This is a genomic window from Lentibacillus sp. L22, from assembly GCF_040812445.1.
Lineage (GTDB): Bacteria > Bacillota > Bacilli > Bacillales > Amphibacillaceae > Lentibacillus_C > Lentibacillus_C daqui.
Genome location: NZ_JBFNXI010000065.1, coordinates 1 through 13,264, shown reverse-complemented (window position 1 = coordinate 13,264; position 13,264 = coordinate 1). Strand labels below are relative to the sequence as shown.

Genomic DNA, 13,264 nt, shown 5'->3' with positions numbered 1-13,264 from the left:
TGCCTTTTCTTTTTTGGCTAGAATATCGCTCAAATAACCTCGAGAAATATTTTACACTTACATATCGGACAGGACATTTTCAACTGATCCCGTTCTAAAATCTCTGGTAACACGGCGTGCTAGTGCAATATCTAATGGGGTGTCAATAAATACAGCAAGGTCAATGAATTCACTTGTTTTAATATGCTTATAGGCAAATGGAAAATCCAAGACAATGTAATTAAGCCGTTGGTTACGTAGTACCTCCAAATCCTTTATAAGGGGTTCCAAATCCCATAAGTTATAATTGGATCCATTCTCTACCCAATTTACAATGTTCTCGGGCCCAGCAAAATCATAGTCATCAAAATAAAGCGCCTTTGAATTATGCAATTTCTGACTTAAGTGTGTTGTGATCGTTGTTTTTCCTCCGCCAGAAACCCCAGCAACAGCAATAATATAAGGGGAATCTTTTTCTCTCATAAAATCCATCCTTCACAATTCTCTTGTACTTCAACATAATGGCTCATTGAGGAAAAAGAAAACGGTTATCCACCCTGATTGGAAAAACCATTGCCATAACATCCTTTTTCCTTCTCATTCTTTTTCCAACATACATGACTTTTCAATTTTTCTCACCTTGACTGATTTGATTTCAGATATTCAGCAACCTCTTTTGGTACTTTGAAATTAAATGAATAACTTTTTAAACTAAATTCAATATGTGGGACATCTTTGTATGTTGTCATAGCAGCAACTTCATTTAAATTATCATTTTGATTTTCTGACTCCCCAGGTTTAACAGTATCTTTTTGATACATTTTAAATGTTTTTCCCTTAGTAGCACCTAAAAGGGGATCTGTTGAATCCCACTCATCAATTTGTAACATCTTAACAAAGTTATCAATATCATTGTCGTCTGAAATTGTTGTAATGACACCGGAACCATCTGATAAGATTACTTCAACTTTTTACGTTTTTTCAAAAACTATCTGTAAGATCACTATCATCATTTTTCTTTCCTGTACCACACCCCATCAGTAAAATTGATACGCTTACCACAAACAAAAACATCACAGACCTTTTTTCATAATAAATGCACCCCTTTCTGCACTTACGGTGAATTTTAAAGAAGGTTTCATCTGGTCCACAATCTGGCCTGATAATTGAATATGCTATTCAGCTAAAGCACTCCTTAGTCAAGGATATTTCTACAACGTTGTGTGATATAGCAATATTGCGGAAACATAACCAAAACTCCACAAGCAATCTACTAACACATTAACTAGATGATGTTGGATAACCGAACGAACCATTCTTTAAGCGTACCTTTGTATAGATACAATCATCCCTAAGATCACCCAACAGATCGATGAAATTATTTTTTAATATTGCTTCCAAGTGATAACCACAACGCTCAGCAACCCTGCAACTGGCAACATTCCTAGTGTCACAACGTATTTCGATACGATTGGCTTGAATATTCCTAAAAGCAAATTGTGTCAAACCGTCCACTGCTTCGCTCATATATCCTTGTCCAGAAGCAGACTCCCTTATCCAGTAACCAATTTCAAAAAGGCGCACTTGCCAATCTACCTTTACCAGGCTACAGGTACCAATGAACTCTCCAGAAGACTTATCCAGCATATAAAAAGCAAATGAATCACGCAATAAAAAATTTGCTCGATGTTTACGAGCATTTGCTTCAGTCTCTTCAATTTCTGGAATATGATCAGCCCATTTCATCCACTTATGTAAAGATTCATATGACTCTCTTATTGCCTCATTAACTACAGCTCCATCGCCAATCCGAGGCGCCCGCAATAATAGTCGTTCGGTTTCAAATTGTTCCGGTATATCAAAAAGAATTGGATTCATTATCTCACCTCAACGTATACAAATTTTTGATTCTAACATCAATCATAAAGGTCATAAGGTTTTTGGTCTTCCTCCCATACAACAACCTTTCCAGTTCTTGGACTCTTGATAAGCTCTCTGACTTTGTTTGCAATATCGTCTGAACTTAAAATATTCTCTGGAATGTCGGCAGGATCCATATTTTCTCTTGTTTTTTGAGAGGTTGGAGTATCAACCCAGCCCAGGCAGAATGTGTTTATTTTTACATTTTGCTGAATAAGCTGATCAGATATTGCAGTGGTTAGCCTTATGACAGCTGCTTTGCTTACAGCATATTCTGGAGAATCATGCGGTTCATTTCCTACGCCTGCCATCGATGAAATATTGATAATATCGCCACCGCTATCCATGGTTTTTATTGCGCTTTGAACGCCTTGCATGACACCTTTTAGGTTGAGGTCAATTACTTCGCTCCACTGTTTTATTTCAACATCCGGAAAACAAACATCACCGACACCCCCGGCATTATTTACAAATACCGAAATCGAACCAGTCTCTCTATAAAATATGATAAATTAGTCCTGAAAACCCCTTCAAATTAGTGATATCCATCTTAAAGAAGAAAGCTTCCCCGTATTTCTCATTGATTTCTTTTACAGTCTGCTGACCAGTGTCTTGCTGTTTATCAATAATGAATACTCTGTACCCGTCTTCAGCTAATTTAATTGCAATGCTCCTTCCAATGCCTTGTGCGCCACCTGTTACAACTGCATTAAGCAATATATCCTCTCCTTAAAAGTCATCTTAATACTATAAATTTTAACATGTACTGTTTAACATTTTGTCCTTTCATGTAAAACAAAAAGTAGTCCTAATCCAGATTTAGCACCCGCAAAAAAAGGAATATCCCCGTCTATTTTGAGGATGAGCTAAGATTACCTTTTACAAAATTCCAGCTGGAGTATTCTCTATTTAAAAAATCAACCTTTGTATTCCAATCTTTCATTTTTAGTTGCTTAATTGGTTTAATTTGAGGAACATCATCAATAACTTCATACCCCCATTCAAAACCAATCACATAATAAACATTCGTTGTCCTAATTATGTTTCCCACAGCTACCAAAAAAGACTGTGCCGTCCAGTTCACATTACTTACATTTATCATACACGGGGCATCAAATAATGTTGGATTGTTTCCGAAGCTAAAAAAGGGCATATCTATCCCTTTAAAAAGAGCACCAACATCGACAAATGAACTTTGATAGTTATCATCTTTAATATCCATATCAACAGTCTGAATCCATCCAAAAACTGAATTATATCCTTTACCATTGTAAGAGACACTCGCTTCACACACCGGAAAATTCTTAGCTATTTCGATATCAAAAGGCAAATCTAAACTTAAAAATCCCCAAAACTTTGGATCTTTATTGATACCATACTTAATATTCACCTTTCCCGAATAATTTCTTGTGAAGAATGCTAATTCATGACTCACGCATAGATTTTTAATTATTTATTCCCCCTCAAAATTTCTCGAGTTCCTTATTCAACAAAATAGTCCAATAGCAAGGGTAAAGGAACTTACTTCGAATGTTGTATCTGAGTCAGCCGAGGTCGTTTCGCTTCAAAGACTGTTACACCAGTTACACCTGCTGTAGTCAATAAAGCAAGTTTTCCATGTTCGGACATAAATTTCAGACCACTTCTAAATCAGGGAGCTGTACGTCATCCATACTGCTCTGATATCGATGTTAAAACTGGCTTTGATACTGTTTACAGCTACGCCTAAGGCATTTGCAAGTTCATTTAAATTCGCATGATCGATTTCACCTTCGATTCGGGTAACATAAAAAACAATTTATCTCCATCCAAAATAATATTGACTAATCCGATTCCACTTTCTTGTACCAAACGTCCCGATGCCTTTTACAAAAGCCGATCCCAAAGTAGGTGAGCGACAAAAGGTAGCTCATTATAGGCTAATTTCAGAGTAATCCAAAATATATTGATGAAAGCGCCCGATAAAAGAAGATCATATCATGGCGCAACAAGCTCTACCTTTATTCTATCGGGGTCTTCAAAATAAAGGGCGTAATGGTCTTCACCCCCAGCAAATGGGTGCTTATCTTTATAAAGGATATTGATTCCTTTATTATTTATCTTTTCAGTCATTTCATCGACATGTTCTCGTGAATATGCGTAAAATGCTAAATGATTAAGTCCGACCCGGCACCTATGATATGGAACACCCAAAAACCTTTCTTCCGTTTGTACAAAGACGATATAGATATCTCCTAATTTCCAACTTTGTCCGCCATTCCATTCTTGAAATGTGCTATACCCAAGTTCTTCGAGAAACCATCCCCAAAATTCAACCGATCTCCTTAAATCTGAAACGTATATCTCAATATGGTGAAGTAATCCCTTGCTCAAAAAGCACCCCCCTTTTGTGTGTATTAAAGTAATTGTTTAAAAGAAGCGCATTCTTATTCGAATATGTGCCTCTTTGGAGCAGAATCTATTTTTTTGTGGATGGTAACCCCCCTTGAAATCACACCGTAGAACTTGTCGGGACTGATTCCCTGTTCAATATAGCTTCAGAGGTCTTATGCAGTTTTCGCGCCTCGTTCGCTCAATACCAACTTACCAATACTTTAAAAATAAAAGCGGGGATTATTGGAAAATCCTAAATTAGGACAATCTCCAAGAAAACCACCTTCCGTGACCATCGGTTTCCCCTACAGTACTGTTGTATTCGTTGCCATCTATATAGTAATCCAGATGAAAATTTCGATCTTGTACATTGTTATATAAATGGAAAATGTCTCTTTGCTTACCTATCAATTTTACGTCTTCTAAAAGTTTAAATTTAACTTCCTGTGGTAATTGATTTGCTACATGTGTATGAAAAACACATATTACTGCATCTTGAGGGATTTCCATTACAATATCAGATAATAATGCCACTCCATCCCCTTCAACCATATCCAGAAGGTTTCTTTTTACATAATTTGATGCGCCTTCAAACAACTCTCGTCTTTCACTGTGATTCGGCCAAATAAGCGATTTTAACCATAAATAATCTTCAGGGTCGTTTAAATCATTAATATGCAAATCAAGCCCTATCCTAGATACTACCGGTGGGCTATTAGGCAGTAAAAATGGAGAACTTTCACCCTTTACATTAGCCTTTATATGCACGTCAGAGTTATGATCTCCGTAAATCTTGTCAGTTTCATAGGAGTAACAATACCTATCCCAGAGAAGTTGCAAACCAGCGCTTGTCCCTATTTCAATTAATGCTAAAGGCTTTTTTACTTTCTCATAAATAAAACAAAAACTTGGGTAAAGGTAACTACAGCGCCTTACCTCATTTGTCTGTACTAATTTACTTTTCAAAATGGAAATAATTTCACCTTTGTTTTTCTGGCAAAAGTCTTTAAAATAAGGAAAACAATCCTTTGCGTCTTTTGTGGATTCAACAATACTTCCGTAAAACTGTTTTAATTCATGGTCTGTTCCTTTAAGCAAAAGGTAGTGAACTGCACCAAGGAATAAATTCGGAACAGGCTGCCCCCTTTTGGCGTTGGAGCATACCTCTAACATCTCATCATCTTCGGATATCTTTAGGGACAAGTGCTCGTATAACTCACTTGAGTCTTGGCATTCCTTAACAGCGAAATTTTTAAAGCGATTCGAAATCATTGTTTTATCCAATCTGTAATCCCCCAGTTATCATGAACATGCACACAAATAGTAACCTTGGTACGGCGCAAGTGAAACTAAACATTCATTTAAAGTGTAATTACTGGTGACCTTTGCAATCTCATATCCATTATAAAACCTTGAATCAAATCCAGCATCATCAATGATATCTCCAATTACTGGTCGAAAGTTAGATTCAAACGATTTCATTAAGGTATCTGCGTTTTTTTCGTTGGCTTATCATGGATTGGGACAACAATGGGTGTATCTTCAAGTCTACATTCCCTCCCGATGAATACTTTTTGATATTCTAAGTACTTTTAACAAGAAGTATCACCATCAGCCCTCCAAGTATTAATAGCCTTTTTCACAAAATCTTCAATTCCGCAATCATGCAAATCCACTGACTTTTTAATGCGTACACACCCTTTTCCATAATCCAATCCGGTCAGAAACTCCTTGGCATTTTCTATTTTCTCAATCGCACCTACATATAGACTCACATAAGACTTTTGAGCATTCAAATGAAACAATTTGAAAGACTCATTTCCATAACAAAGCATTTTGTATTGGATACTCTCCTCGAGTTCAGGCGCATTTTCTAAAATTAATTGTCTTACAATTAGTAGTTTCTCTTTTCTCCAGTCATCGTCTAGTAATTCAATATATTCGATTGTGGTTTTAGCTTCGTATTGCATTTTAAGCCTCTATGAATTATCTTTATTTAATCTTATCATTCTTTTACCGCAATTGCTTATTCCAGAAAATAGATGATTATTGCATCTTATTCATAAAAAATTTTTCTCCTGGCCTAGCAACTGTCAACTCATAAGGCTGTACTTCAGACAAGATTTAAAACACTATATTTTTTCCAGTATACTAACTAACCACATTCGATCCAAATAAAAAATTAGCGAGCCCAATTCTGGGATAGTCTTTTTTGATATTAGCTGGTATTATTTATGAATAGTGTAGGTAACTTATTGTTTTAAAATCTTCAATACTTTATAACCATCTGAAGAATTACCGCCATAAGGTCCCCACCATTTTGGATAAACTATTGGAATGATCGTCACAATAAATTGAATAAGGTTCATCCAAAACATGCCCGTTATAAAATAAAATTTATTAATGGGTTGATAAAGAAAGAAAAAAAGAAAAAAAGAATAAAGGTAAACAGTGCAGATATTAGTGGTCCGCCTATTGTGGTTAAAACGGCTTGAAATTTTGTCATTTTATCTTTTTCATATTTACAGATTCCGCCTACTCCCCAAACAATATGAAAATGTATTCTCCCGATTTTAAAATTCTCTTTATTTGAATCACTAAAATCTCCAATATAGATCCTTGCCTTACCATTCTTTGTTGAACAAACCAGCCCAAAGGCGTGACCTATTTCATGAATAAGCGTTGTCAAAGGGAGACCAATAATATACAACATCCCAAAAACTAATATATAAATGACATAACCCTCCCCCGTCCTAAAAGATCAAAATTCTGTAATTACTCTTGAAGTTGATTTAAAATCAGTTTCAATACATCATTTTGCGACATACCATTAGTCAATATCGTTTCGCCTTCCATGCCAAGATAATCATTTGGATTCCACCAGGCACGTAAAGCATCCTCGCCGAATTCCATCTTTTTCGCACTAGAATTATGTCGCCTAACTGTTTCCGCAAAAGATAAATCAAAATAATAGGTATATGACTTTTGATTATAGAATTGGATTAAGTTATTCAACATTTCACCATATCGATTCTTATTCAAGATTCCCTCTACAATTACAAAATCACATTTATCCGTACCGTATTCCGCAATTTGGCGAATCAAATCAATTGAAAGATTACCTTTTCTATCGTGAACCTTCAACATTTCCCGGCGAACGACATCTTGAGAAACCAAGAGCGTTCCATGTCCTAAATGATTTTGAAGATTTTTCGCAGTCGTTGTTTTTCCGCTCCCAGAGTTTCCTCGTATGATGATTAGCTTAGTTTCCATACTTTGCACTTTGCTCATCAATCCTTCTATTCTTATAAACTACCTGTCATAAGTAAATTAAAATCAAAATTTAACCTCTTTATTCGACTCAGTTCTTAAAGTTATAACAACACTTGCTATACTGACCAAAGTTCCTAAAACCGCAATAACGCTTACCCCAATGCTATTCGGAAAAAGAAACCCAATTGGTATAATTCCTGAAAATGAAATCACAACAAACGCTTGATACACTACAGATATAATTCTTACAACACGATTGCTAAATAACGATAAAATCAAAGGCGGTAAAAAGAGCATTATTATCATTCCAATAGATATCCATAAACCAGCTGGCTCATCGTATGAAACAGTATTAGGACCTGTTGGATGTTTAACAGCCAGTAAAACCGCTATAACAGCTACTATTAAAGATAAAAAAAAACATAAAGAATCTTTTAAACATAATAAAGAACTCCTATGGTGTTTTTATACCGTCTGCAATATGGTGTAAATGAACATGTTATCCGGTTAAAGCACCCTTGTATTGAAGTCTTCATATATATAGTTTGGTTTCATTCAAAAGTACAAAGCGTTAAGATTCATCTTCAATTTTATTCAAAATAACATTAACAGCCTTTACTGGGCCACCGGCTTTTCTAAAGGTTTCTGACAGTTTCTCCGCACCTTCCTGGTATGCCCGATTCGTAAATATTTCAGCTACCGTTGTTTCTAAATATTTTGGCTTTTTGCCTTTAAGCACTAATCCTGCACCCAATTCAGCAACCCGATCAGCGACCATTCTTTGCTCGCCATGTTGCGGGAATAAAACCATTGGAACTCCAAAATACAGGCTTTCATTCACACTATTCATTCCACTATGAGTAATAAATACATCTGCTGTCTGTAATATCGATATCTGATCCACGGAGTTTTTTACTGTGAAGTTTCCTGGTATGTTGCCAAAAGCAGAAATATTAGTATCTTCACCAACTGACATCACAACGTCATAGTCTGTCTTTGCAAATGCTTTTATACAGTTTTGGTAAAAATCCCGATTTTGATTAAGAACCGTGCCAAGGGAAATATAGACAACTTTTCTATTCTGATTTTCATTCTGTACTGGTGGAGACTGCTTGATGGATGGTCCAACAAAGGCATATCGATCGGAAAATGTATCCGCCATTGGCTGGAATTCTTTCGATGTGTAAACAATGGTGTCCGTTTCATTATCATTTTGAACAATAGATATAAAATTCTTTAATTCATAACCATGATCCTTTAGCAATTTCATTTTTTTGTTGATTCGAGGCATGCCTATGATCATTCTCAATAGTTCCATTAAACTTCGCTTCATCAATTTTGCTGTATATCGGTTAAAAGCAAAGGATGTGGTCGAACAAATATATGGTATTCCTAGTTTTTTGGCGAATAATTTCCCCCAAAAGCATAAAGAGTCAGATACAATGCAATCCGGCTGAATTTCCCTTAATTCCTTACATACCTTCTCGTCCAAACTGATGGTCGTATCAGCAACCATTTCAATCAATGCCGCAAAATCTTTGCCGGCCTTACGATCCAATTCTTTTTGTGATAGATGAGGCAAGAATTCATCACAAGCAATAAATGTAGCACCGGCGTCTTCTATTTTTTCCTGAAACTCCAAAAAGGAATAATACCAAACTTGATGTCCTCTATTTACTAATTCGGTTACCACAGGAATGGTTGGATTAGTATGTCCATGTGCAGGTATCGAAAAAAATGTAATTTTACTCATTCTGACTCATATCCCGTTGGTTCAGCTTTTCGGATCAACTCTGCAACCTCGAGGAAACCCTCACTTTTTAAAACAGCAATCCCTTTTGTTGCATCTTCTCCTAGAACAACCAGCTTATCACCGGCATGAATCTGATATATTTCCCGTGCCTGTTTGGGAATCACAATCTGCCCCCGTTCTCCTACCTTCACAACACCAAAAAATTGCTTTCCCTTGGGTGCAAGGTGGCTCGCCTCTTTTTCACTCATATTGCTGGATAATTGATCCAATGTTACTTGAAAAATATTACTGATTATCTTGCATTTATAAATATCTGGTAAGGCTTCATCGTTTTCCCACTTTGCTACGGTCTGTCGTGATACGTCTACCTTCTCAGCTAATTGTTCCTGACTCAAATTATGTTTTTTACGCAAAACGCGTATATTCATACCGATCATGTTTTTCATCTCCTTATATATTTAAATATACAGGAGACTGAAGGTAATATCTATCAACAATTGGTAACATTTTCTGTTAAAGATGGTTGTCGATTAAGTATGGTTATTTCCTTTCAATACAAAGTGTACCCTTTATTCATCTAGGCTTTTCCAATAAGAGTGAAAATGCTGCCCAATTGCCAAAGAAATCTTTTTCGCGAAACCCGGCTTGATTGGCGAGCTTCAAAATGGTTTCCCGTCTTTGGAAATGTGGGTCGAATATTACCTCGGTTACTGTCAAGATGCCACCTGGCTTCAGGGCATCAAAAATTTCTTTGAAGGCTGCGTACCGATCTGGAATTTCACCTAAGACATTGACAAGCACAGCACGGTCGCATGGAGTAGATTGGAGTTTACCCGCGCCGATTTTCCCCTGTACAAATTCAATATTATTTAGATTCCTTTCCATTGCCTTTCTTTCTGCCCGTTGTAGCATTTCTGATTGGATATCAATTGCGGTTACTTTTCCATAGGGACCAACACTCTCTGCTAATGGAATAGTAAGTCTTCCTGGTCCACACCCAAAATCAATCACATGCATTCCTGGGTGAATGTTAGATTGTTGAATGATTTCTTTCGCCCGATTGCTCTTTATAAATGGATTATCAAGCTCTACAAACCATCGTAACCAGAAAGGGCAAGGTCTTCGTGAAGCATACCGCCATATAAAAAATGCGATAAAGCTTACAGGGATCATCGTAAAAATGACAAATTTGATCTTCTTCACTTAAAGTCTCCTCTCATTTTATTATCAAAGGAATGCGGACTCCTTTGCTGCCAGGTTTAATCATATTCTCTATAAACCAAGAAAGGACGCAATTATTATTCCAGTTTTACAACCGTTAATTTCTGCTGATGAATATAATTAGATGAATCCACATGTTTGTGTCATTACTTGCCTCTTTTCCTATAAAGTATATCTCCACTATAGTATATTGAAAGCTTTAAAGTGGCTTATTACGTTAATAGGCCCGGATTCCTATAAAATATTAAGGTAAGCAAAATTGAGCAATCTATTACTTGCAAATCGCACTCTTTTGTTGAGGTAGCTAATACAAATTAATCTGGTTAACGTTTCAAACCTTTAGTGTATTTCAATTGTTTTGAAATATTGATCTTTATAATATTTAATACATGAAAATTCCTTGGACAATCCGGCCTGTTTGCTGAATTGTATCGTGTCTCATAATGGTTTTTCCATTTTTATATTTGTTTCTATGTATCCTAATTTTTCATATAATTTTTTTGCTATTTTGTTGTGACCAAAGACGTGAAGCCCTATACTTTTCAATCCTAACTTTTTAGCTACGGTTTCAACTTCTTTCATTGCTTCCATACCATAACCCTTACCTTGGTTGCCTTCCCAAATGTTAATGTCATAAATAAACCCTTTTTCATTTGTTCTTTGTGCTAACCAAATCATACCAACCTCTTGGTACCCATCATGAATTGTAAATAAATGGTTGTTTTCAGTTTCCTCCCCTTCAGGTAATAATTTTTCATGTTCCTGTATTGCCTTACTGATTGCCTCTTGTTGTTTCCAACTACCAGACTTAACTTGTTCGTTTGCATAGTTTTTAATTGCATAACTTAAGTAGTGTTGGTATTCAATTGAATTCATTTTTTCTAATCTGACCGTCATCTGGTTTCCCCCCCTGAAATTTATGACACGTGTATTTTTCCGTAGTTGCTCTCTTTAATGGAAGCCCTAACCTATGGAACGTGTCGAACTTTTTTAACAATCACAGATCATCACTACGTTACCATCCGGATCCATTATATTAAACCAAGCTGTCTCACCAACCCTCTCTATTTCTCGTACAATTTGAATACCTTTGTCATTAATATACCGATAGGCTTCGTCAATATCCGGAGCATAAAGGTTAAAAATTGGACTAGGGCTTGTATTATGTTTGAATCCAGGGTCAAGGGTGTGGTCATCTAAAGTGAGAGAAGTTGTTCCTACTAGGGGTATGTTATAGACAGGTGACTTTACCTTACCTAAATCAATACCTAAACCTAACAAATTAGAATACCATTTTACTGAGTCCTTCAAATTAGATACATGAACAAAAACACCGTTCATTTGGTTCTTTATCGGTATTGTTTTATCCATTTTACCCCCCTAATTATATGTTTCAATAGCTTTAAAAAATCCTCTTTCCATGAATGATTTTTTATCCGTTCATCTCAGTTTAATCCTGTTGATCACGTACAGCCTCATCTTCTTTTACATCATTTTCTTGAACAGAATCAGAATCTGCCTCACCCAAATCCACTTCATTACTACTATCAACATTTTCCTCGTAATCCAACTTGTTATTTTTCTTATCGACTTTATTATTGGATTTCTCGCTTCTGCATCCGTTGATTGTGAATCATTCAACTATTTGGTATCTGATTTCTCTTCCTTCCTATCCTGCTTTTGATCCTCTCTCCCCTCATTAAACTAAAGATCCCAAGCGGTTTGTTTGTCTCTTTATTTAAAAGGTACATGAGGGGCGGAAAAGCAAGCCAACGACGAAATTCGAAGCGTCATTTTTACCGGACTTTTTGAACATCCTCTATAAATATTTTATTTATTTCCCACTTCATCCTTATTCTGATCCGGTTCTATTTCTTTTGTGTCAGTTTCATTCTTTTGTTCAATCATTGTCGCCCGTTCCTGTTCATCTTCCTTTGCATCACTTTCTTGATTAGAATCTGCCTCACCTAAATCCTTTTCAACACTTTTATCAGCTTCTTCAGGGCTGTTTGGCTTATTATCAGCCTTCGTTCCTTTATCCACCTCGTCCTCGGACTTCTTTATTTCTGTTTCCATTGATTCTGATTCATCTGACTGTTTGGTCTCCGATTTCTCTTCCTTCTGATCCTGGTTTTGTTTCTCGATACATTCCACCGTCACTTTTTCACTCCAGATGGCATGTTTTGTATCGTCATCTCCATCATATCCCGGACGTTGTATTGCTTTAAACATATAAGTGCCTGTTTTTTCTGCATGGAATGATAGTTTGCTAGTTTTACCGGTCGCAATTGGATCAATTGTACCATCTGCAATTTTTTCGCCATTATTTTTCGGATTACCATTTTCGCTATAGTAGACTTCATATGTTGTTGTCCCCGCCATCGTAACGCCATTATTTCGCACTTGCACAGCAATATCAGTTGGCGGACAGGCTTTGACATTTTGTGTTGGTTCACCAGTAAATTCAAGCTCGCTTTGATCCCACCATTCTCCGGCCTGGATGACCTGTTTATCGGTAACTTGATCACTAAAATATGCCTTCGTGTCCGAGGTTAAATAGCTACCGGTTAATATCAATAGATAGAGGATTGCAACTGTTTTTATCAATAGCATTAATGTATTATATCCTTTTGGTCGTTGGAACTGGTCTTTGCGCAAAGGAAATTCCTCCTGATTATTTAAGTGTTATCCTAATTTTATATATAAATAGAAATAAAATCAATATACAGATTTATAATGCAGGAA

At 36.2% G+C, this 13,264-nt stretch carries 17 protein-coding genes; all 17 read right to left on the bottom strand.

Annotated elements, in window-relative coordinates; all coding sequences use genetic code 11:
- Positions 1–57 precede the first annotated feature (57 nt).
- The 17 genes from ABRT01_RS17190 to tapA all read right to left on the bottom strand — a co-directional run bounded on the left by ABRT01_RS17190 (position 58) and on the right by tapA (position 13,177).
- Positions 58–462 (bottom strand): nucleoside/nucleotide kinase family protein, encoded by a 405-nt coding sequence (locus ABRT01_RS17190; protein WP_269409311.1) that lies wholly within the window; start codon positions 460–462, stop codon positions 58–60.
- A gap of 152 nt (positions 463–614) precedes the next feature.
- A complete protein-coding gene (locus ABRT01_RS17185) occupies positions 615–869 on the bottom strand; it encodes a hypothetical protein (protein WP_269409312.1) in 255 nt (84 codons plus the stop codon).
- Positions 870–1,260: 391 nt separating this feature from the next.
- Positions 1,261–1,857: a GNAT family N-acetyltransferase gene (locus ABRT01_RS17180; RefSeq protein WP_269409313.1), complete on the bottom strand. Its 597-nt coding sequence runs from the start codon at positions 1,855–1,857 to the stop codon at positions 1,261–1,263.
- A 38-nt stretch (positions 1,858–1,895) separates the two neighbouring features.
- The gene (locus ABRT01_RS17175; protein WP_269412551.1) at positions 1,896–2,381 is read right to left on the bottom strand and encodes an SDR family NAD(P)-dependent oxidoreductase; all 486 of its coding nucleotides are present in this window, start codon (positions 2,379–2,381) and stop codon (positions 1,896–1,898) included.
- A gap of 13 nt (positions 2,382–2,394) precedes the next feature.
- Positions 2,395–2,616, bottom strand: a complete 222-nt coding sequence (locus tag ABRT01_RS17170) for an SDR family NAD(P)-dependent oxidoreductase (protein ID WP_269409314.1) — start codon at positions 2,614–2,616, stop codon at positions 2,395–2,397.
- 133 nt (positions 2,617–2,749) lie between these two features.
- A complete protein-coding gene (locus ABRT01_RS17165) occupies positions 2,750–3,334 on the bottom strand; it encodes a hypothetical protein (protein ID WP_269409315.1) in 585 nt (194 codons plus the stop codon).
- 542 nt (positions 3,335–3,876) lie between these two features.
- Positions 3,877–4,272, bottom strand: a complete 396-nt coding sequence (locus tag ABRT01_RS17160; RefSeq protein WP_269409316.1) for a VOC family protein — start codon at positions 4,270–4,272, stop codon at positions 3,877–3,879.
- Between the two features lie 258 nt (positions 4,273–4,530).
- Entirely contained in the window at positions 4,531–5,544 is a 1,014-nt protein-coding gene (locus ABRT01_RS17155; RefSeq protein WP_269412552.1) for a DUF2332 domain-containing protein, read from the bottom strand.
- Between the two features lie 320 nt (positions 5,545–5,864).
- Positions 5,865–6,242 (bottom strand): iron chaperone, encoded by a 378-nt coding sequence (locus ABRT01_RS17150; RefSeq protein WP_269409317.1) that lies wholly within the window; start codon positions 6,240–6,242, stop codon positions 5,865–5,867.
- Between the two features lie 413 nt (positions 6,243–6,655).
- A complete protein-coding gene (locus ABRT01_RS17145) occupies positions 6,656–6,982 on the bottom strand; it encodes a hypothetical protein (protein ID WP_367748873.1) in 327 nt (108 codons plus the stop codon).
- A gap of 65 nt (positions 6,983–7,047) precedes the next feature.
- Complete coding sequence (locus tag ABRT01_RS17140; RefSeq protein WP_269412553.1) at positions 7,048–7,545, bottom strand: kinase; 498 nt, start codon at positions 7,543–7,545, stop codon at positions 7,048–7,050.
- 571 nt (positions 7,546–8,116) lie between these two features.
- Entirely contained in the window at positions 8,117–9,298 is a 1,182-nt protein-coding gene (locus ABRT01_RS17130) for a macrolide family glycosyltransferase (RefSeq protein WP_269409319.1), read from the bottom strand.
- Positions 9,295–9,735, bottom strand: a complete 441-nt coding sequence (locus ABRT01_RS17125; protein WP_269409320.1) for a helix-turn-helix transcriptional regulator — start codon at positions 9,733–9,735, stop codon at positions 9,295–9,297. The genes ABRT01_RS17130 and ABRT01_RS17125 overlap by 4 nt, the downstream gene beginning before the upstream one ends.
- Before the next feature lie 136 nt (positions 9,736–9,871).
- Positions 9,872–10,501: a class I SAM-dependent methyltransferase gene (locus ABRT01_RS17120; protein WP_269409321.1), complete on the bottom strand. Its 630-nt coding sequence runs from the start codon at positions 10,499–10,501 to the stop codon at positions 9,872–9,874.
- A 456-nt stretch (positions 10,502–10,957) separates the two neighbouring features.
- The gene (locus tag ABRT01_RS17115) at positions 10,958–11,416 is read right to left on the bottom strand and encodes a GNAT family N-acetyltransferase (protein ID WP_269409322.1); all 459 of its coding nucleotides are present in this window, start codon (positions 11,414–11,416) and stop codon (positions 10,958–10,960) included.
- Positions 11,417–11,509: 93 nt separating this feature from the next.
- Complete coding sequence (locus ABRT01_RS17110; RefSeq protein WP_269409323.1) at positions 11,510–11,890, bottom strand: VOC family protein; 381 nt, start codon at positions 11,888–11,890, stop codon at positions 11,510–11,512.
- Between the two features lie 459 nt (positions 11,891–12,349).
- Positions 12,350–13,177 carry an amyloid fiber anchoring/assembly protein TapA gene (tapA, locus tag ABRT01_RS17105; RefSeq protein ID WP_269409324.1) on the bottom strand — a complete coding sequence of 276 codons (828 nt, stop codon included), beginning with the start codon at positions 13,175–13,177 and terminating at the stop codon, positions 12,350–12,352.
- Positions 13,178–13,264 lie beyond the last annotated feature (87 nt).

Excerpts from the sequence above, each read along its gene's own strand:
- ABRT01_RS17155 (WP_269412552.1), bottom strand. The coding sequence starts at position 5,544 with ATGATTTCGAATCGCTTTAAAAATTTCGCTGTTAAGGAATGCCAAGAC.
- ABRT01_RS17180 (WP_269409313.1), bottom strand. The coding sequence starts at position 1,857 with ATGAATCCAATTCTTTTTGATATACCGGAACAATTTGAAACCGAACGA.
- ABRT01_RS17190 (WP_269409311.1), bottom strand. The coding sequence starts at position 462 with ATGAGAGAAAAAGATTCCCCTTATATTATTGCTGTTGCTGGGGTTTCT.
- ABRT01_RS17110 (WP_269409323.1), bottom strand. The coding sequence starts at position 11,890 with ATGGATAAAACAATACCGATAAAGAACCAAATGAACGGTGTTTTTGTT.
- ABRT01_RS17185 (WP_269409312.1), bottom strand. The coding sequence starts at position 869 with ATGTTACAAATTGATGAGTGGGATTCAACAGATCCCCTTTTAGGTGCT.
- ABRT01_RS17115 (WP_269409322.1), bottom strand. The coding sequence starts at position 11,416 with ATGACGGTCAGATTAGAAAAAATGAATTCAATTGAATACCAACACTAC.
- ABRT01_RS17150 (WP_269409317.1), bottom strand. The coding sequence starts at position 6,242 with ATGCAATACGAAGCTAAAACCACAATCGAATATATTGAATTACTAGAC.
- ABRT01_RS17140 (WP_269412553.1), bottom strand. The coding sequence starts at position 7,545 with ATGGAAACTAAGCTAATCATCATACGAGGAAACTCTGGGAGCGGAAAA.
- ABRT01_RS17125 (WP_269409320.1), bottom strand. The coding sequence starts at position 9,735 with ATGATCGGTATGAATATACGCGTTTTGCGTAAAAAACATAATTTGAGT.
- ABRT01_RS17130 (WP_269409319.1), bottom strand. The coding sequence starts at position 9,298 with ATGAGTAAAATTACATTTTTTTCGATACCTGCACATGGACATACTAAT.